An 18,208-nucleotide genomic window follows, 5' to 3' on the forward strand; every position below is an offset into this window, starting at 1 on the left:
TTCTCGCGCTTCTCGCGCTCTTCGCGCGGTCAGGCGGTGACGCGTACCGCGTGCGAGCGGACCCGGTCGACCAGTTCCGCCTGATGGGTGATCGCCTCGGCCTGCGCGTCGTAGTCGGCGCCGTCGAGGACCGAGCGGGCGAAGTACTCGACGATGTTCCTGAACTGGTGGTCGGCGGGGAGGGTCAGTTCCTCGGCGTGGTCCTGGGACTCGATCCGGATCACCGGCTGCCGGGCCGGGGGCGGGGTGAACGCCCGGTCCAGGGTGAGCCGGCCGTGGTCGCCCCAGATCCCGTACCAGGACCGGTAGGAGTGCTCGAAGCCGAAGGACAGTTCGGCGGTGACGCCCGACGGGGCGGCCAGCAGGATGTGGCCGGCCACGTCGACGCCACGGGTCGGGTGCAGCCGCAGCACCGAGCCGATGACGTCCAGCTCGGGCCCCAGGAAGTAGGAGGCCGCGCGGATCGGGTAGACGCCCACGTCCAGCAGGGCGCCGCCGCCGAGCCCGGAGTCGTACCGTACGTCGGCCTCGTTCAGCGGGGGGATGCCGAAGCTCGCGGAGAACACCTGGGGCGCCCCGATCCGGCCGTCCGAGACGAGGCCGCGGACCGTGGCGTGCTGGCCGTGGTGGAGGAACATGTAGTTCTCCATCAGCCACAGCCCGGCCTTGCGCGCCTGGTCCACCAGGTCGAGAGCGGTGGTCTGGTCCCAGGTGAGGGGCTTCTCCGACAGCACGTGCTTGCCCGCCGCGAGGGCCCGGCTCACCCAGTGGGCGTGCAGACCGGTCGGCAGCGGGACGTACACCGCGTCGATGTCCGGCCGCTCCAGCAGTTCGTCGTACCCGTCGGCGGCGGCGCAGCCGAAGTGCGCGGCGAACCTGCGCGCCTTGGCCGGGTCGCGGCTCGCGACGGCCTTCAGCTCGATCCCGTCGGCCTCCTGCATCGCCGGCAGGACCCGGCGGAACGCGATGGACGCGCACCCCAGGACTCCCATGCGGACCACGTGCATGCGGTGCGTCCTTTCACCAGAGGCTGTGCAGGCAGGCGACGAGGGTGCGTGCCTGGACGCTCAGGTAGTGGCTGTGCCGGAGCAGTCCGCTCAGCTGGCCGAGGGTCACCCAACGGTAGTCCTGCGGGACCCGCAGCGGGAAGTCGTCCTCCACCTCGACCACCAGGTAGCGGTTCTGGGCGTCGAGGAACCGGCCGCCCTCCTCCGAGAGATGGGCGTCGAACCGGATACGGGAGGGGTCGGCGCCGAGCACGTCGTCGAGATAGCGGGGCCGCGGCAGGCCCGTGTAGTTCTCCGGGATGAGCTGGAGGGTCGGGCCGAGCTCGACGGTGTCCACGAAGCCGGGTTCGACGCGGGCGTGCGCGAGCACATGCATGACCCCGTCGACGGATTTGGCGAGGTAGGCGATGACACCGCGTCCGACGGGTGCCAGCAGCGGCTGCCGCCAGGACTGCACCTCCCGCGAGGTGGCGCTGACGTCGACCCCGACGACCCGGAAGTGCTTGCCGTCCTCGTGGACGATCTCGTGGGCCGTGCGCTTCCAGCCGGTGATCCGGTTGGCGGGGACGAGGCTCGCCGACATGTCGTGCCGGGTGCGCTCGCCGGTGAACCAGCTGAGCACATCGCCGAGTTCGTGCAGGGAGCCCGCGGAGCGGTCCAGGGACCGGGCGAGCGCGGCACGGAACGCGGCGGGCGCGTGACGGGAGCCGCTGTCGCCGGGCGGCGGGGCGAACGGCATGCAGGACAGCACCGTACGGGCGTCCATGTTCACCAGGTTGTCCGTGTGGAGCAGGTCGAGTACCTCGCGCAGCGGCAGCCAGCAGAAGTCGTCGTGCAGCGGGACGTCCCCGGTCACCTCGACGACCATGTTGCGGTTGCGTTTGCGGTAGAACCAGGAGCCCTGTTCGGACTGGAGGACGTCGACGAGCACCCGGCCGCGGTCCTCGCCCTCCGCGAAGTACTCCAGGTAGCGGGTCCGGCCGCCGCGGTGCACCCGGGTGTAGTTGCTGCGGGTCGCCTGGACCGTCGGGGACAGCTGGAGGGTGTTGACGTTGCCGGGTTCCATCTTGGCCTGCATCAGACAGTGCGGCACCCCGTCGAAGACCTTGACGATGATGCCCAGGATGCCGATCTCCGGCTGGTTGATGATGGGCTGCGACCACTGGCGCACGGGGCCGCTGTCGCTGCGGACGTCCATGCCCTCGATCGAGAAGAACTTCCCGCTGACATGGCCGAGGTTCCCGGTGTCCGGGTCGAAGCGCCAGTCCCCGAGTTCGTCGAAGGGCACCTGGGTGACGTCGAAGCGGTTCGACCGGGCGCGCTCCGCCCACCAGGGTGCGAACCGGTCGGCCGCGCGGGGCGCCAGCACCGAATCGGTGAACATCCGCGCGGCGCTGTCGTGCCGGGCCGGGGCGGACGTCATGCGAGATCCCTCTCGATGGCCCGGCACCGCTCGTAGTCCGGCAGCAGTCCCGCCGCCGCCGCTTCCGCCAGCCCCGGGGCGATCCGGTCCCGGTCGGACAGGATCGGGTCGATGTCACCGGGGATCGGCAGCCCCAGTTCCTCGTCCAGGACGGATATCCCCAGCTCGTACTCGGCCACATAGGGCGCGGCGAGCATGTACGACATGACGGTGTCGTCGGCGAGCGCGACGAAGGCGTGACCGACCCCGACGGGGAAGTACACGGCCCGGAACTCCTTGGGGTTGACCCGTACGGCGTCCCACTTGCCGAAGGTGGGCGAGCCCACCCTGATGTCGACGACGATGTCGATGGCCTCACCGGCGGCGCAGTAGACGTACTTCGCGGTGCCGGGAGGGGTGAGCGTGTAGTGGACGCCCCGTACGACGCCCCGTTTGGACATGCTGTGGTTGGTCTGCGCGACACGGAACAACGGGGCGCCGTGCGCGCCCGTGAACGCGTGCTGCTGATAGGGGGACACGAACAATCCGCGCTGGTCGGGGAACACCTCGGGGGTGAACACGTACGCACCCTCGACCGCAAGCTCTTCCGCCTTCACTGCTCTCCCTTGGGGCTCGAACCGCTCACAGCGTGCTGAGGACTTCCCGGAGCGCGCCGATCGTCTTCTCCTGGAGACCGATCGGGAGCGAGGGGTACATGGGCAGCGAGAAGATCTCCCCGGCGAGCTTCTCGGTGACCGGGAAGTCGCCCTTCTCGTAGCCCAGATGCGCGAAGCCGACCATCGTGTGCACGGGCCAGGGGTAGCTGATGTTCAGCTCGACGCCATGGGCCCGCATCCGCTCGATGATGTCGTCGCGCCGGGGGTGGCGCACCACGTAGACGTAGTAGACGTGGTCGTTGCCCGCGGTCACCCGGGGCAGCTCCAGTCCGGTGTCCGCGAGGCCGTCCGCGTAGCGCTGGGCGACGGCGCGCCGGTCGGCGATATAGGTGTCGAGGCGGCCCAGTTTGCGGCGCAGGATCTCGGCGTGCACCTCGTCGAGACGGCTGTTGTGGGCGGGGGTCCGCACCACGTAGTAGCGCTCCTCCATGCCGTAGTACCGCAGCCGCCGGAGGTTCTCCGCCGCCTCGGCGTCCGCGGTGATCGTGGCGCCGCCGTCGCCGTAGGCCCCGAGGACCTTGGTCGGGTAGAAGGAGAAGGCCGCGGCGTCGCTCATCGTCCCGGCGAGCGCGCCGTGGTGGCGCGCGCCGTGCGCCTGGGCGCAGTCCTCCAGGACCCGCAGACCGTGCCGGTCGGCGATCTCCCGCAGCGGGCGCATGTCGACGCACTGGCCGTAGAGATGGACCGGCAGCAGGGCGCGGGTCCGCGCGGTGACGGCCGCCTCGACCCGCGCGGTGTCCATCAGGTAGTCCTCGGCGCGGACGTCGACGAAGACGGGCCTGGCGCCCACCGAGTCGATGGCGACGATCGTCGGCGCGGCCGTGTTCGACACGGTGATCACCTCGTCGCCGGGCCCGATGCCGAGCGCCTGGAGACCGAGCTTGATCGCGTTGGTGCCGTTGTCCACGCCGACGCAGTGCGCGATGCCGTGGTACGCGGCGAACTCCTCCTCGAAGCCGCGCACACTGTCGCCCATGACGAGCCGGCCGGAGCGGAACACCGTCCCCACCGCGTCGAGGACGTCCTCGCGCTCCTTCTCGTACTCGGCCAGGTAGTCCCACACCCGAATGGTCACGGCTGCTCCCCCCGCACGACGCCGACGAAGATCCCCCGGCCGCCCTGGACGTCCTCGACGTAGCTCACCTCGAAGCCCGCCGCGGCGAAGGCGGACTCGTACTCGTCGCGGCGGAACAGCTTGTGCTCGTAGCGCTCCGAGAAGTGCCGCACCCCGTGCTCGCGGTCGGCGACCAGGAAGTGCACGTCCATGGCCGAGGCGGCGTCGCCGGTGCCCACGGTGTGGGAGAGCCGGGCGATGGTCCGGCGGCCGGTCTCCACCACGTCGCCGGAGACATAGCCGTCGATGAACCTCTCCAGGAACCACCACGGTTCGACCAGGACGACACCGCCGGGGGTGAGATGCCGTGCGAAGCACTCCAGCGTGCCGCGCAGTTCGTCCTCGTCGCGGGTGTGGCCGACCGAGCCGAAGAGCGAGACGACCGTGTCGAACCGGCCTTCGAGGGCGAAGTCCCGCATGTCGCCGAGGTGCAGGGGCACCCCGGGCAGCTTGGGGCGCGCGGCGGTCAGCATGTCAGCGGACAGCTCCAGGCCCTCGACCCGGTCGAAGAGCCGCGCGAAGTGCTCCAGATGCCCGCCCGCCCCGCACCCGACGTCGAGCAGCGAGGCCGCCCCCGGCCGGTGGCGGCGGATCACCTCGGTGACGTACTCGGCCTCCGAGCCGTAGTCCTTGCCCCGGCTGCTGTTCAGGTCGTCGTGGATCTCGGCGACTTCACCTCCGTACACTGGGCTCCCTCCCTGTGGTCGCGGCCTCGTCGAGCAAGGCGGTCACGGTGCGGTCCACAGCGTCCCGCAGTCCGGTGCGCGCACTCCATCCCGACGCGAGCCGGAAGGGTGCGGGGTCGATGGTCGTGCTCAGGAAATCGATGACCGGCGCGTTCGCGGGCGGCTCCACCGATGTCACCGGGACCGGTGGCCGTCCGGTGTGCGCGGCGACGGACTCCGCCACCGTCCGGAAGACCGTGCCCAGCGGGTCCTGGCGGCCGGTGCCCACCAGCCAGTGCCGTCCGGCGAGCGCGTCGGGCCGGCGCATCGCGGCCAGGAACGCCCCGGCCGCGTCCTCGACGGGGACCAGGTCGCGCAGCACCGTCCCGTCGTGCCACATGGTCAGCGGCTCACCGGCCAGCGCGCGGCGGATCATCGTGGACACCACGCCCTGGTCGGGCACCGCCGACAGGGGGCTGCGGCCGAAGACCGTCGGCAGCCGCAGGCTCACCCCGCGCAGCACGCCCTCGGCGGACGCGGCCAGCAGCATCCGCTCGGCGGCCAGCTTCTGCCGGTCGTAGACCGTCTCGGGGCGGTCGGGCTCGCTGCCGTCCATGGGGTGCTCCGGCGGCAGGCCGACCTGGGAGGTCGTCGCGGCGAACACCACCACCGGGGGCGGGCCCGCGGCGGTCCGGCCGCCCATGACCCGCACGAGTTCGCGCATCACCCCGACGTTGATCGGCTCGCTCTGCGGGTTCCCCTCGGCGTCGCGCCAGCCGCCGCTGTGCTTGCTCAGATGGAGGACGACATCCGCGTCCGCGACCGCCGCGGCGAGACTCGTGGCGTCGGTGAGGTCCGCGGTGCGCACCTCGACATCGGCCGTCGTCCGCGCGGGCACGGGGCTGGGCCGCCGGGCCACGGCCCGCAGCCGGACCGGGAGGTCCGCGAGGAGGGCGGTGAGCACGGAGCCCAGATAGCCGGAGGCTCCGAGCACGGTCACCAGGGGCCGGTCCCCGGCGCCCGTCACAGGGCGGCTCCCGCGGACTTCCCGCCCGTCCCTGCGTTCCCGGCCGTTCCGCCCTTGCGGTACAGGGCCTGCCAGTAGAAGCTCCACGGCGCGGCCCACGCGTCGGCGGCGCTGCTCCAGCCGTCCCCCGGCCGGTAGGCGTCCAGGAAGCCGGGGACGGCGTCCCGCACCGCGCGGCTGTCGTGGACGTCCAGGACCTGCCGGAGCAGACCGGTCTCCATCGCCGCGGGCAGCAGTTCGTCCTCGCCCTCGGGTCGGCCGTCCAGGGTGCGGTCGAGGTACTTGCCGACCGGGTTCTTGGTGTAGAACGCGGCGCAGCACCGGTCGATCAGCGCGAGGTAGTTGCCCGCCGTCTCCGGGAACATCTCCGCGAGGGAGTCGATGTTGATGCTGAGGTCGAAACGGCGCGAGGCGAGCGCGTCGTCGACCTCGTCCACGGTGACGAAGTCGATCCTCGCGAACCGCTCGTCGTCCAGGACCGTCCGCAGGTACCGCTTGCTGAGTTCCATGGTGGTCGGCAGGTCCACGATGCAGTACGTCGCGATGTCGTGGTTGGACAGCAGGGTGTGGCAGGTCCGTCCGTATCCGGCGCCGATCTCCAGGACGGCGGCGCCCCGCAGCTCCACCCGCTCCTCGATGAAGCCCAGTTCGAGGGTGGCCTGGAGATAGTCGAGACAGATGTCCTCGCCGTCCCACCGCACCGCGTGCGGATTGCCCACGTCACGGTTGCGGGTCCGGCGCAGCCGGTCCCAGTCGGCGGGGGAGAGACCCGTCGCCATGTTGTGGACCATCGTCTTCAGATACCGGACGCCGTTCGACCCCGGGTCCCAGAGCGATATCTTGTGGTTCGGCCGCTCGGATTTGAAGTCGGTCAGGTCCACGGCCGCCTCTGCGGTGACCCAGTCCCTGCTGATCCGCTCCCACTGCCGGCTGGCCTGATAAGTGTGTGGCATCGTCTTCTTCCCTCGCCGTTGGAATGCGGTGGTAACGAGGTGGTGGCCGGCCCTCAACCGGTTTCGGCGATCGCCATGATGTACCGGCCGTAGGGGGACTTCGAAAGCCGGCTGCCGAGGCGGTAACAGGCCTCCCGGTCGATGTATCCCATACGCCAGGCGATTTCTTCGAGGCACGCGATGCGCACGCCCTGTCTGCGCTGGAGGACCTGCACGTACTGCCCGGCTTCCATCAGGGCGTCATGCGTACCGGTGTCCAGCCAGGCGAATCCCCGGCCCAGCGATATCAACTTGGCGTCCCCGCGTTCCAGATAGGCGCGGTTGACGTCGGTTATCTCCAGCTCGCCGCGCTCGGAGGGCCGCAGCCGTCCGGCGATGTCCACCACGTCGTTGTCGTAGAAGTAGAGCCCGGTGATCGCCAGATTGGTCCGCGGGCTGGTCGGCTTCTCCTCGATCGCCACGAGGTTGCCCCGCTCGTCCAGCTCACCGACCCCGTAGCGCTCCGGGTCACGTACCGGGTGACCGAACAGGACACAGCCCTCGATGCTGCGCGCGGCCTCCTGGAGGAGGGCCGCGAACCCGGCGCCGTGGAACACGTTGTCGCCCAGCGCGAGGGCGACGGAGTCGTCCCCGATGTGGTCGGCGGAGACCAGGAACGCGTCCGCGAGGCCCCGCGGCTTGTCCTGCTCCGCGTAGCTCAGCTGGATGCCGAGCGACGAGCCGTCGCCCAGCAGCCGCCGGAACGCCGCCAGATCGTCCGGGGACGACACGATCTGGATCTCGGTGATGCCCGCCAGCATCAGCACCGACAGCGGGTAGTAGATCATCGGCTTGTCGTAGACCGGGAGCAGCTGCTTGGAGACCCCGAGTGTGATCGGGTGCACCCGCGTGCCGTAGCCGCCGGCCAGGACGATTCCCTTCACCGCGGGACCTCCGGGCTCAGTAGTTGCCGAGGCCGCCGCAGACGTTGACCGCCTGCGCCGTCATCGGGGCGGCCGCGTCGCTGGTCAGATAGCCGACAAGGCCGGCCACCTCCTCGGGCGTGGAGTAGCGGCCGAGCGGGATCTTCGCCTGGAAGCGTTCGAGGATCGCGTCCTGCGTCGTCTCGAAGTGGGCGGCGTAGCCCTCGCGCACCCGCTGCGCCATCGGGGTCTCGACATAGCCGGGACACACCGCGTTGACGGTGACCCCCGTCTTCGCGAGTTCCAGGCCGAGCGCCTTGGTGAAGCCGATGACGCCGTGCTTGGAGGCGGAGTAGGGGGCGCCGAGCACCACGCCCTGCTTGCCGCCGGTCGACGCGATGTTGATGATCCGGCCCCAGCCGCGCTCCAGCAGCTTCCCCGACCTGAGCACTTCGCGGGTCACCCGGAAGACGCTGTTCAGATTGGTGTCGATGACGTCGTCCCACAGCTCGTCGTCGATGTCCTTGGTGACGCCGCCGCCGTTGCGTCCGGCGTTGTTCACCAGGACGTCGATGTGCCCGTACCGCTCCACGGCGGTGGCCACGAGCCGCCGGACGTCCTCCGGACGCCGCACGTCCGCGGCGCAGCCGTCGGCGCGGTGGCCGTTCGACCGGAGCTTGCCGACCGTCTCCGCGACGGCGTCGGCGTTCCGCGAGCAGATGAATACCGTGAGCCCGCGCTCCGCGAGGATCTCGGCGACCGCGAGGCCTATTCCGCTCGTAGCGCCGGTGATCAGTGCTACCTGCTCTCCGTTTTCCGCCATCCCAACCCCTTCGTGGATACGGTGTTCCGGCAGCGTCGCGGCGATTCCCATAATCTCGGTCGAGCGCCGGTGGACCGCTCCGGTTCGACCATGCCGATTCTTCAGTTGAACGTTCAGCGCCATACTCCGAGGAAATACGGAAGTTGCGGCCCGGTGACGCGCCCGCTTAACGTCGGGCTCCGCCGTCACCCTGCGATCACCGACCGGCAGGGTCCCGAGGGGAAGGAGCCTCCATGGCATCCGGCGAATTCACCGTCAGCGACCTCAGGCGCATCCTGCACGAGGCCGCCGGCGAAAGTGACGGGGCCGATGTCGGCGCCGGCACCCTGGACACGGATTTCACCGAGCTCGGTTACGACTCACTTGCCCGGCTCGAAACCGGCAGCCGTATCGAGCGGGAATTCGGGATCAAGCTGGAGGACACGGCACTGCTCGAAGCGCAGACCCCGAGGGTCCTCATCGCGGCGGTCAACACCCAGCTCAGCGTGGCCGGGGCGTCGTAGCACCGCCGCAGGGCCACCGTACGGCGTCCGCCGTTCCCCGAACCGGGTACTCCGTCTACTGAACCGGGTCCGGAAAGGGCGCCGGTGAGCCGTGGGGACAGCTCGCATTTCCCTACGCGGAAACATTCCGGAAGTTCGCAGCACACATGTGGAAGGAAGGATATGGGAGCAATCGAGGTCCCAGTTCTGATCGTGGGCGGCGGGGGATGCGGCCTGTCGGCCTCCAACTTCTTGTCCGATCACGGCGTCGCCCATCTGCTGGTGGAGCGGCACACGGACACCTCGCGGATACCGAAGGCGCACTACCTCAACCAGCGCACGATGGGGATCTACCGCCAGCACGGACTCGACGGCCCGATGACCGAACAGGGCGCGTCGCTGGAGGAGTTCGGGCAGGTGCGCTGGCTGACCTCGCTTGCCGGGGACGGTCCGCTGGACGCGCGGGTGGTCCACGAGATGGACGCCTTCGGCGGCGGCGCGCTGCGCGAGACGTACGCGGCGGCCGGTCCGGTCCTGCCCGTCAAGCTGCCGCAGGTCCGGCTGGAGCCGATCCTGCGGCGGTCCGCGGAGCGGCGCAATCCCGGCCGGGTCCTCTTCGGCCATGAGATGACCTCGTTCTCCGACGAGGGCGACCATGTCGTCGCCGAGGTCCGCGAGACCGCGACCGGGGAGATCACCACCGTCAAGGCGCGGTACGTCATCGCGGCCGACGGCGGACGCGGCATCGGGGCCGCCCTCGGGGTGCGGATGCAGGGCCGCCCCGGACTCCTCGACGTGAAGACCGCGTACTTCTCCGCCGATCTGTCACCGTGGTGGCACGAGGGCACCCTCATCACCCACTTCCTCAACCCCTATCACCCGGACCTCTCCGGCAACCTCATCGAGATGGGCCCGACCTGGGGCAAGCACTGCGAGGAATGGGTCCTCCACTTCCACCCGGGCGACGCGGCGAGCTTCGACGAGGAGGAGGTCGCCCCGAAGATCCGTGAGGTCCTCGGACTGCCCGACCTGGAACTGACCCTGCTCCATGTGACCAACTGGAACGTGGAGGCGCTGCTGGCGGAGCGCTACCGGGTCGGCCGGGTGATCCTCGCCGGTGACGCCGCGCACCGTCAGCCGCCGACCGTCGGGCTCGGTCTGAACTCCGGTATCCAGGACGCGCACAACCTCGCCTGGAAACTGGCCGCGGTGCTCTCCGGCCGCGCGGACGACAGCCTCCTCGACACCTATGAGGCGGAGCGGCGGCCCGTGTGCCGACTGAACGTCGACTGGGCGGTGTCCGCGTCCCTCCACCACCAGGCGATCATGAACGCCATCGGTCTGGGCCAGCGCATCCCGCTGGAGCGCCGGGAACAGATGTTCACCGCGTACTTCGAGGACTCCCCGATGGGCGAGCTCGCGCGGACCCGGGCACGGGAGATGTTCGTGACGCACCGCGGCGGCTGCCAGGCGCACGACCTGGAGATCGGCTTCGCCTACGAGGCCGGCGCGGTCGTCCCCGACGGCAGCGGACCGCCGACCCGAGCGCCCATGCGCGACGAGCACCACCCCACCACCCGCCCCGGGCACGTGCTGCCGCACGCCTGGCTGGAGCGCGACGGACAGCGGCTGTCGACGCACGACCTGACCGGCAGCGCGACCGGCTTCGCACTGCTCACCGGACCGGCCGGGAGCGCGTGGTGCGAGGCGGCCGCGCAGGTCGCGGAGAAGTTCTCCGTCCCGATCGTCACCGCCCGGATCGGGGACGGCGGCCAGTACACGGACGCGGACGGCAGGTGGGCGGCCGTCCGGCAGACGACCGACGAGGGCGCCGTGCTGGTACGGCCCGACAACCATGTGGCGTGGCGCAGCGCGGACGCGGTCGACAACCCGGTCGATGTGCTGACCCACGCGGTCGCCCATGTGCTGGAGCACCAGACGGCCGCGTCCCTGGTCCCCCAGGAGGCGTGAGCGGACGGACAAGGCGCCCGCCCGGATCCGGCGACAGCCGGCCCCGGACGGGCGCCGCCGCGCGTCGGGCGGGGGGAGCGGGGGTCGTTGGGCGGTGGGGGCCGGGCGCCGGACGTCGGGCGTTACGCGTCGGGCGATGGGGGCGGGCGTTACGCGTCGGGCGATGGGGGCGGGCGTTACGCGTCGGGCGATGGGGGCGGGCGTTACGCGTCGGGCGACGGGCGATACGCGTCGGACACCGTACGCCGCGCGTGCCCGTGCCCCGCGAACCCCGAACCGCCACCCCGCACCCCGCACCCCGCACCGGCATTCGCGAACCCTGAATCGCCATCCGCCACCCGCGCCCACGAACCGTGCCCATACCGCGAGGGCCCGTCCGTCCCCCGGAGTTCCAGGGGTCGGACGGGCCCTCGCTCGCGTGCCCTACGAACCGGCGGCGGCCCGCTTGCGCAGTACCGCGGCCACCTGGCGGGCGGCCTTGCGGGCGCTGGCGACGCAGTTGCCGACGCCCACGCCCTCGTACGCGGCGCCGCACACCGCGAGACCGGGCAGCTCCGCCACGGAAGCCTGGATACGGGCCACCCGGGCGAGATGTCCGACGGTGTACTGCGGCAGCCCGTCGACCCAGCGGTTCACCCGGGTCGCCACCGGTGCCGCGGCCGTCCCGGTGGCCTCGGCGAATTCCGCGACGGCCACCGCGACGAGGTCGGCGTCGTCACGCATCAGTACGTCGTCCTCGCCGACCCGGCCGAGCGTGCAGCGCACCAGGTCCACCTCGTCCGACATGTGCGGCCACTTCACCGTCGAGAAGGTGACCGCCTTGACCAGTTTCCCGTCCACCGCGGGCACCCGGTAGCCGCAGCAGCCCTGGGCGGCGATGGCGGCGGGCAGCGAGCCGCGCGGATAGGCGAGCGTGATGACCGTCCTGCTGGTGTACGGGATCTCCGCGAGACCGGCGACGGCCGCCGCGGCCCCCGGGGTCCCGGCCAGCAGCTTGCCGGCGGGACCGGCTGGCACCGCGACGATGACGGCGTCCGCGTCGATGTACTCCGGATCGGCCGAGGACCCCACGGTCAGCCGCCAGCCGCGTTCGGTGCGCGCCAGCTCGCTCACCGCCGCCCCGGTCCGCACCGACGATCCCGGTGCGGAGTCGCGTACGGCGTCCGCGAGCACCGGGGGCAGCGTGCCGAGCCCGCCCGCGATGGTGGCGATACCGGGCGGGCGCTCCTCCCCCGGCGGGGGCGGCGGCGGGATCAGCGAACCTGCTGCGGCGGCGAACGAGGCGTGGGTACGGGACGCGTTGGCCAGCGGGGCCAGCATCGCCTCGAACGACAGGTCCTCCGAGCGGCCGGAGCACACCTCGCTGAGGAACGGGTCGACAAGGCGGTCCACGACCTCCTGGCCGAACCGCTCCGCGACGAACGACGCGACGGACACGTCCCCGTCCCGTGGCGACGCGGGCCGCTTCACGTCCTCCCGGGCGCGGGCCACCCCGGCGTCGGACAGCAGGCCGGAGGCGGCCAGCTCGTCCAGGTCGGAGGGCACTCCCATGAACTGGCCGACGGGCAGCGGCCGCAGCCCGCCCCTGGTCCAGATGGAGGTCGTGACGGCACTGGCCGTCACGACCTGTTCGCCGAGCCCCGCGTCCGCGATCAGCCCGGTGGTCTTGGGGCGGTAGATGTACAGCCCTTCCGCGCCCTCGTCGACGGCGGCGCCCGCCACCTCCGAGACGGCCAGCTTGCCGCCGAGCGTGGACGACCCCTCCAGGACCGTCACCCGCACCGGCTCGTCCCGGAGGAAGAACGCCGCCGCCAGCCCCGCGATCCCGCCCCCGACGACGACCACATGCGGCGCCTCGCCTGCCCCATCACGTCCGCTGTCCGCCATTCCACCCGCTCCTTCGTCGATACGGTGTCGCAGCAGTGTGGTCGGCGCGCCGATATTCTCGGTCGAGCGGGAGTCGACCCGGTATCCGACCGGCCCGCCACGGCAGGCCGGAGGACCCCGGGAAAACCGGTCCGTACCCGCGCACACCTCCGCACCCGCGGTATATCCAGGTGCCCAGGTCCCGCCCGGACCCCGTCCCGTCGCCGCCCCGGCCGACACCCCTTCCACACCTCCGTGACCGGCGTACGGCCGGGGTACCGCCGAGGTACGGCCGGGGTACGAAGGCCCCCGCACCGCCCTGTTCCGTCTGCGCGCGATCCCCGGTTGAACACCGGCGGCGGCGGTTCATTTCCTACGTTGCGGGCCGTCGGAGCGCCGTTCTACTCTCGGCCCGTAGCCGGGAATTCAGCAGCGCGGACGAATTTCCCTTTCACGCGGATCGCCGCGGACGGCGTGTTCCGAGGAATTCACACGGGAATGACGAGGGTGGCCATGAACTCGGCGTCGAACGTTTCGCAAAGCGCGCGGAAGTCCTCCGGACGGCCCGTGATCGGAATATGCGCACGACGGGCGCCGGTCGTCCTGCAAGGGCTCGATCTCACCGTCAGCCTCGTCATCCAGCCGCATGTGGACCTGCTCGCCGCGGCGGGCTGCACACCCGTGGTGGTCCCGCTGGTACCCGGTGCGGAGCACCTCGTGGACCGGCTCGACGGACTGCTCGTACCCGGCGGCCCGGACGTGGACCCCTCGCTGTACGGGCAGGGCGCGCACCCCATGACCCGGGCCGTCGGCCCGGCGATGGACACCGCCGAACTGGCCCTGCTGGACGGGGCGTACCGGGCCGGACTGCCGGTCCTCGCCGTCTGCCGGGGTATGCAACTGCTCAATGTGCACCGCGGCGGCACGCTGCACCAGCATCTGCCCGAGGTCACCGGCGACGACGGCCACTGCCCGTCCACCGGCACGCACACCTTCGGCCGGCAGCCCTTGGAGGTACGGCCCGGCAGCCGGATCGCGGAGGTCTACGACGGTGATCCGCCCGACGCCGCCTGCCATCACCACCAGGCCGTCGACCGGCTCGGGACGGGCCTGACCGCCACCGCCTGGGCGCCGGACGGCGTGGTCGAGGCGGTGGAGGCGACCGACCGGCCGTTCGTGGTCGGCGTGCAGTGGGAGGCCGGACAGATCGCGGACGAGCGACTGCACCGGGCGCTCGCCGAGGCGGCCAGGAGCACGTCCCCCCGGACCGCCCTCGCGCGGTGAGCCCGGCCGCGTACTCCCGGGAAGCACCCGGGGGCCGCTCGCGGACCGCTGCGAAGGACCACCCCCGACCCCCAGGAGACGAAGCGATGTCAGCACGGATGACCAACCCCTCGCTGGTCGTTCCCGGCGCCCTGCAACCCCTGCTCGACCTGACGAAGGTCCTCAGCACCAACGGTGTGCCGCAGCTGACGCTCGACCTCATCCGGCTGCGGGTCAGCCAGGTCAACGGCCGCCCCATCCACGTCCCCGCGCACCTCGGCGAGGGTGACGCGAGGAAGCCGACGGACGAGCGGCTGCTGAGGGTCGCCGAGTGGCGCCACGCGCCCTGCTACAGCGACGCCGAGCGCGCCGCGCTGGCGCTGGCCGGGGGCGCCAGCAGGCTCAGCGAGGAGGAGGACCCGGTGCCGGACGACGTCTGGGAGGAGGCCGCCCGGCACTACGACGAGCGCGGGCTCGGCGTACTGATGATGCAGATCGGCCTGGTCAACCTCTGGAACTGCGTCAATGTCACCACCCGGCAGGTCCCGGCGGACTACAGCTGAGCCCCGCGCGCCCTGCCCACCCACCGCGCGACCGACATCCCGTGCGACCGAAAGAGAGTTCGCCTTGCTGAAGCTCATCAACGCCGGCCTGGGCCGGACCGGTACGACATCACTCCAAGTGGCCCTGGAACGCCTCGGGTTCGGGGAATGCTTCCATATGTTCGACATCGTCGGCAGCGAAGAGCGGCTGGCGCAGTGGGAGCGGATCGTCTGCGACGGGAAGCCCGCCGACTGGAAAGCGGTGTTCGACGGCTACACGTCCGCCGTGGACGGTCCCTGCGCCCTCTACTACCCGCAGATGCGGGAGACCTTCCCCGACGCGAAGGTCATGCTCACCGTCCGCGACGCGGAGGGCTGGTACCGCAGCACGCACGACACGCTGTACCAGTTCGCGGTGCGGGGCGCGGCGAACCCCCCGGAGGCAGGTTCGCGGCAGGCCCGGATGGGACGGCTGACCAACGCCCTGGTCTGGAACGGGCTCTTCGAAGGCCGCTTCTCCGACAAGGAGTTCGCCATCGAGGTCTACCACCGGCACAACCAGCGGGTCATCGACACCGTCGGGCGCGACAACCTGCTGGTCTGGGACGTGAAACAGGGCTGGGAGCCGCTCTGCGACTTCCTGGGGGTGGCGCCGCCGCCGGGCGAGGACTTCCCGCACGTCAACGACACCGAGTCGATGCTCAAGGTGATCCGCGGGATGAGCGGCAAGGCGGGCTGAGCTCCGTCCGGTGTCGAGTGGCCCTCCAGAGGACGACCGCAGGCTCGAAGTGGAACGTGGCCGGGCCGCGGACCAGGGAGGTCTGTGCCGAACACGAAGGCAGGAGTCGAGAAGCATGCGGGTTGCGAGGTCCAGAGTGGCGGTGTCGCGATGAGCGGCCGGAGGGTTGTGATCACCGGGCTCGGGGTCGTGGCGCCCGGTGGGACGGGTACCAAGGCGTTCTGGCAGACGATCACCTCGGGGCGCACGGCGACCCGGCGGATCACCGCGTTCGACGCGGCGGCCTTCCGGTCGCGGATCGCCGCCGAGGTCGACTTCGACCCGGTGCAGTCCGGGCTGTCGCACCGCGAGATACGGCGGCTGGACCGGGCCGCCCAGTTCGCCCTGGTCGGCGCCCGGGAGTCGGTCACCGACAGCGGCCTGGAGCCGGGCCGGTTCGACCCCACCCGGGTGGGCGTCAGTCTCGGCACCGCGACCGGTGCCACCTGCAAGCTGGAGTCGGAGTACCTGGTCCTCAGCGACAGCGGCCGGCGGTGGTCCCTCGACCACACCTACGCCGACCCGCATCTGTACGACCACTACATGCCGGGGTCCATGGCCGCCGAGCTGGCCCGGGAGGTCAACGCCCAGGGCCCGGTCACCGTGGTCTCGGCCGGGTGCACCTCGGGCCTCGACGCCGTGGGCCACGCGGCCGACCTGATCAGGGAGGGTTCCGCCGATGTGATGCTGGCCGGCGGCACCGACGCCCCCATCTCCCCCATCACCGTGGCGTGCTTCGACGCGATCAAGGCGACCTCGCCGAACAACGGGGAGGCGGCCACCGCGCTGCGCCCCTTCGACCGCACCCGCAACGGCTTCGTCCTCGGCGAGGGCGCCGCGGTGCTGGTCCTCGAATCCGAGGAGCACGCCCGCGCCCGGGACGCCCGGATCTACGCGGAGATCACCGGGTACGCCTCACGCACCAACGCGTACCACATGACCGGACTGAAGCCCGACGGCGCCGAGATGGCCGCCGCCATCAGCGCGGCACTCGCCGAGAGCGGGCTGCCCGCCGAGGCCATCGACTACGTCAGCGCCCACGGCACGGCCACCAAGCAGAACGACCGGCACGAGACCGCCGCGCTGAAGAGGGCACTCGGCCCGCACGCCTACGACACCCCGGTCAGCTCCATCAAGTCCATGATCGGGCACTCGCTCGGCGCCATCGGCTCCATCGAGATCGCCGCGTGCGCGCTCGCCATCGACCAGGGCCTCATCCCGCCCACGGCCAACCTCCACGAGCCGGACCCGGAACTCGACCTCGACTATGTGCCGCTCCACGCCCGCGAACTGCGCGTGGACGCCGTCCTCAACGTCGGCAGCGGCTTCGGCGGCTTCCAGAGCGCCATGGTCCTCGCCCGTCCCGGCAGGAGCTCGAAATGACGACGACCGCCATCACGGGAATCGGTGTCGTGGCGCCGAACGGCCTCGGCACGGAGGAGTTCTGGTCGGCGACGCTGCGCGGTGAGTCGGGCATCGGCGCCGTCCAGCGCTTCGACGTGAGCGGCTACCCGGCCCGGCTGGGCGGCGAGCTCACCGGCTTCGACCCCGCCGACCACCTCCCCAGCCGCCTCATCCCGCAGACCGACCGGATGACCCAGATCGCCCTCGCCGCCTCCGACTGGGCGTTCGCGGACGCCCGGCTGGAACCCGGCACCTACGACAGCACCGACATGGGCGTGACGACGGCCGGGGCGTTCGGCGGTTTCGAGTACGGCCAGCGGGAGCTCGACAAGCTCTGGACCGAGGGCCCCGAGCACGTCAGCGTGTATATGTCCTTCGCCTGGTTCTACGCCGTCAACACCGGCCAGATCTCCATCAGGCACTCGCTGCGCGGCCCCGCCGGTGTCGTCGTCAGCGACCAGGCGGGCGGGCTCGACTCCGTGGCCCAGGCCCGGCGCAACATCCGCAAGGGCGCCCGGCTCGTCGTCTCCGGGGGCGTCGACAGCTCGTTCTGCCCGTACGGCTGGGTGTCGCGCATGAGTGGCGGGGGCCTGAGCACCGGAGACGACCCGCGGACCGCCTACCTCCCCTTCGACGTACGCGCCCAGGGACACGTCCCCGGTGAGGGCGGCGCCATCCTCGTCACGGAGGACGCGGGGGCCGCCCGCGCCCGCGGCGCCCGGGTCTACGGCGAGATCGCGGGATACGGCGCGACGTTCGACGCCGCCGCCCGGCACGGCGGTGAACCGGGGGTGCGGCGCGCCGTCGAGACGGCGCTCGCGGACGCCGGGATCGGCGCCTGCGACATCGGTGTCGTCTTCGCCGACGGCTCGGGCACCCCGGAGGCCGACCAGGTCGAGGCCGAGGCCATCGAGGCCGTGTTCGGTCCGGGCGGGGTGCCGGTCACCGCGCCCAAGACGATGACCGGCCGGATGAGCTCCGGCGGCGCCCCGGCCGACCTGGCGTGCGCCCTGCTGGCGATGCGCGACGGGCTGATCCCGCCGACGGTCAATGTGCGCACGGTCGCCGCCGGTTCCCGGCTCGATCTGGTCCTGGACGAGCCCCGGCCCTGGCAGCCGGGCCCGGCACTGGTGATCGCCCGTGGCCGGGGCGGCTTCAACTCCGCGATGGTGCTGCGCCCGTAGCCGTCCGCCGGTTCGGGCCGGGACCCGCGGGGCTCCCAGGGCGCACCCGCGCGTACCGGCCACCGCGCTTCCCGCGCCCGTCCCCCACGACGCCCGGCCCACCGGGCGAGCGCTTCGACGCCCGACGCCCGGTGGCCTCGCGGCCGGC

The 18,208-nt window shown here is 71.5% G+C and carries 17 protein-coding genes; 7 read left to right on the forward strand and 10 right to left on the reverse strand.

What is annotated here, in order from left to right:
- Positions 1-29: 29 nt before the first annotated feature.
- From OG711_RS14660 to fabG, 9 genes are read right to left on the reverse strand one after another with little or no spacing between them, the layout of a single operon-like run.
- Positions 30-1,007: a Gfo/Idh/MocA family protein gene (locus OG711_RS14660; protein WP_329559447.1), complete on the reverse strand. Its 978-nt coding sequence runs from the start codon at positions 1,005-1,007 to the stop codon at positions 30-32.
- Positions 1,008-1,020: 13 nt separating this feature from the next.
- A complete protein-coding gene (locus tag OG711_RS14665) occupies positions 1,021-2,430 on the reverse strand; it encodes an NDP-hexose 2,3-dehydratase family protein (RefSeq protein WP_329559448.1) in 1,410 nt (469 codons plus the stop codon).
- Positions 2,427-3,026 carry a dTDP-4-dehydrorhamnose 3,5-epimerase family protein gene (locus tag OG711_RS14670; RefSeq protein WP_073784303.1) on the reverse strand — a complete coding sequence of 200 codons (600 nt, stop codon included), beginning with the start codon at positions 3,024-3,026 and terminating at the stop codon, positions 2,427-2,429. The genes OG711_RS14665 and OG711_RS14670 overlap by 4 nt, the downstream gene beginning before the upstream one ends.
- Before the next feature lie 25 nt (positions 3,027-3,051).
- Positions 3,052-4,161: a DegT/DnrJ/EryC1/StrS family aminotransferase gene (locus OG711_RS14675; RefSeq protein WP_329559449.1), complete on the reverse strand. Its 1,110-nt coding sequence runs from the start codon at positions 4,159-4,161 to the stop codon at positions 3,052-3,054.
- Positions 4,158-4,886: a class I SAM-dependent methyltransferase gene (locus OG711_RS14680; protein WP_329559450.1), complete on the reverse strand. Its 729-nt coding sequence runs from the start codon at positions 4,884-4,886 to the stop codon at positions 4,158-4,160. Before OG711_RS14680 ends, OG711_RS14675 begins: the two co-directional genes overlap by 4 nt.
- A complete protein-coding gene (locus OG711_RS14685; RefSeq protein ID WP_329559451.1) occupies positions 4,873-5,892 on the reverse strand; it encodes an NAD-dependent epimerase/dehydratase family protein in 1,020 nt (339 codons plus the stop codon). The genes OG711_RS14680 and OG711_RS14685 overlap by 14 nt, the downstream gene beginning before the upstream one ends.
- Positions 5,889-6,845 (reverse strand): putative sugar O-methyltransferase, encoded by a 957-nt coding sequence (locus OG711_RS14690; RefSeq protein WP_073784295.1) that lies wholly within the window; start codon positions 6,843-6,845, stop codon positions 5,889-5,891. Before OG711_RS14690 ends, OG711_RS14685 begins: the two co-directional genes overlap by 4 nt.
- Positions 6,846-6,898: 53 nt before the next feature.
- Positions 6,899-7,768: a glucose-1-phosphate thymidylyltransferase RfbA gene (rfbA, locus tag OG711_RS14695; protein WP_073784293.1), complete on the reverse strand. Its 870-nt coding sequence runs from the start codon at positions 7,766-7,768 to the stop codon at positions 6,899-6,901.
- Positions 7,769-7,784: 16 nt separating this feature from the next.
- The gene (gene fabG / locus OG711_RS14700; RefSeq protein WP_073784291.1) at positions 7,785-8,570 is read right to left on the reverse strand and encodes a 3-oxoacyl-ACP reductase FabG; all 786 of its coding nucleotides are present in this window, start codon (positions 8,568-8,570) and stop codon (positions 7,785-7,787) included.
- 233 nt (positions 8,571-8,803) lie between these two features.
- Here fabG and OG711_RS14705 point away from each other — a divergent pair, with 233 nt between their 5' ends.
- Both OG711_RS14705 and OG711_RS14710 read left to right on the forward strand, forming a co-directional pair.
- Complete coding sequence (locus OG711_RS14705) at positions 8,804-9,073, forward strand: acyl carrier protein (protein WP_329559452.1); 270 nt, start codon at positions 8,804-8,806, stop codon at positions 9,071-9,073.
- Positions 9,074-9,235: 162 nt separating this feature from the next.
- Positions 9,236-11,023, forward strand: coding sequence for an FAD-dependent monooxygenase (locus OG711_RS14710; protein WP_329559453.1), 1,788 nt, complete (start codon positions 9,236-9,238; stop codon positions 11,021-11,023).
- 423 nt (positions 11,024-11,446) lie between these two features.
- Here OG711_RS14710 and hemG read toward each other — a convergent pair whose 3' ends face one another.
- Positions 11,447-12,910: a protoporphyrinogen oxidase gene (hemG, locus tag OG711_RS14715; protein WP_329559454.1), complete on the reverse strand. Its 1,464-nt coding sequence runs from the start codon at positions 12,908-12,910 to the stop codon at positions 11,447-11,449.
- Positions 12,911-13,456: 546 nt separating this feature from the next.
- Between hemG and OG711_RS14720 the strand changes: the two genes are divergently transcribed.
- The 5 genes from OG711_RS14720 to OG711_RS14740 all read left to right on the forward strand — a co-directional run bounded on the left by OG711_RS14720 (position 13,457) and on the right by OG711_RS14740 (position 18,060).
- The gene (locus OG711_RS14720) at positions 13,457-14,173 is read left to right on the forward strand and encodes a gamma-glutamyl-gamma-aminobutyrate hydrolase family protein (RefSeq protein ID WP_329559455.1); all 717 of its coding nucleotides are present in this window, start codon (positions 13,457-13,459) and stop codon (positions 14,171-14,173) included.
- An 86-nt stretch (positions 14,174-14,259) separates the two neighbouring features.
- Positions 14,260-14,715 (forward strand): carboxymuconolactone decarboxylase family protein, encoded by a 456-nt coding sequence (locus tag OG711_RS14725; RefSeq protein WP_329559456.1) that lies wholly within the window; start codon positions 14,260-14,262, stop codon positions 14,713-14,715.
- Between the two features lie 64 nt (positions 14,716-14,779).
- A complete protein-coding gene (locus tag OG711_RS14730) occupies positions 14,780-15,433 on the forward strand; it encodes a sulfotransferase family protein (RefSeq protein WP_073784279.1) in 654 nt (217 codons plus the stop codon).
- Between the two features lie 150 nt (positions 15,434-15,583).
- Positions 15,584-16,855: a beta-ketoacyl-[acyl-carrier-protein] synthase family protein gene (locus OG711_RS14735; RefSeq protein ID WP_266508507.1), complete on the forward strand. Its 1,272-nt coding sequence runs from the start codon at positions 15,584-15,586 to the stop codon at positions 16,853-16,855.
- The gene (locus OG711_RS14740; RefSeq protein WP_329559457.1) at positions 16,852-18,060 is read left to right on the forward strand and encodes a ketosynthase chain-length factor; all 1,209 of its coding nucleotides are present in this window, start codon (positions 16,852-16,854) and stop codon (positions 18,058-18,060) included. The genes OG711_RS14735 and OG711_RS14740 overlap by 4 nt, the downstream gene beginning before the upstream one ends.
- The last annotated feature ends 148 nt before the right edge of the window (positions 18,061-18,208 follow it).

The organism is Streptomyces uncialis (genome assembly GCF_036250755.1).
In the GTDB taxonomy this organism is placed as follows: Bacteria; Actinomycetota; Actinomycetes; order Streptomycetales; family Streptomycetaceae; genus Streptomyces; species Streptomyces uncialis.

Bases quoted from the DNA above. Each gene is read 5' to 3' on its own strand.
- OG711_RS14660 (WP_329559447.1), bottom strand. From the start codon at position 1,007: ATGCACGTGGTCCGCATGGGAGTCCTGGGGTGCGCGTCCATCGCGTTC.
- OG711_RS14665 (WP_329559448.1), bottom strand. From the start codon at position 2,430: ATGACGTCCGCCCCGGCCCGGCACGACAGCGCCGCGCGGATGTTCACC.
- OG711_RS14690 (WP_073784295.1), bottom strand. From the start codon at position 6,845: ATGCCACACACTTATCAGGCCAGCCGGCAGTGGGAGCGGATCAGCAGG.
- fabG (WP_073784291.1), bottom strand. From the start codon at position 8,570: ATGGCGGAAAACGGAGAGCAGGTAGCACTGATCACCGGCGCTACGAGC.
- OG711_RS14705 (WP_329559452.1), top strand. From the start codon at position 8,804: ATGGCATCCGGCGAATTCACCGTCAGCGACCTCAGGCGCATCCTGCAC.
- OG711_RS14710 (WP_329559453.1), top strand. From the start codon at position 9,236: ATGGGAGCAATCGAGGTCCCAGTTCTGATCGTGGGCGGCGGGGGATGC.
- hemG (WP_329559454.1), bottom strand. From the start codon at position 12,910: ATGGCGGACAGCGGACGTGATGGGGCAGGCGAGGCGCCGCATGTGGTC.
- OG711_RS14725 (WP_329559456.1), top strand. From the start codon at position 14,260: ATGTCAGCACGGATGACCAACCCCTCGCTGGTCGTTCCCGGCGCCCTG.
- OG711_RS14735 (WP_266508507.1), top strand. From the start codon at position 15,584: ATGAGCGGCCGGAGGGTTGTGATCACCGGGCTCGGGGTCGTGGCGCCC.
- OG711_RS14740 (WP_329559457.1), top strand. From the start codon at position 16,852: ATGACGACGACCGCCATCACGGGAATCGGTGTCGTGGCGCCGAACGGC.